Source organism: Martinezella calliandrae, from assembly GCF_030272695.1.
Taxonomy (GTDB): Bacteria; Pseudomonadota; Alphaproteobacteria; order Rhizobiales; family Rhizobiaceae; genus Rhizobium; species Rhizobium calliandrae.
Map to the genome: position 1 here is coordinate 1 of NZ_JARFYN010000251.1, position 285 is coordinate 285.

The following is a 285-nucleotide window of genomic DNA, read 5'->3' on the forward strand; positions in this document are numbered from 1 at the left end:
GTTCCCGACGACGACGCCTATGCGCGACGCACCTATGAGGCGCCGCAAGGCGAGATCGAGACGACGCTGGCGCAGATCTGGAGGGAGCTGCTCGGGCTCGAGCGGGTCGGACGCCACGACCACTTCTTCGAACTCGGCGGCCACTCGCTGCTGGCCGTGCAGCTCTTGAGCCGGCTGTCGCAGGCTTTCGGCGTGGTACTGCCGCTGACGACGCTGTTCGCCAAGCCGGTGCTGTCCGATCTGGCACAAAGCATTGTCGAGGTGTTGAGCCGAGCCGGTCCGCAA

The 285-nt window shown here is 66.3% G+C and carries 1 protein-coding gene; it reads left to right on the forward strand.

What is annotated here, in order from left to right; all coding sequences use genetic code 11:
* Positions 1-285 (forward strand): phosphopantetheine-binding protein (locus tag PY650_RS36975; protein ID WP_285885071.1); only part of this gene is annotated, 285 nt, incomplete at both ends.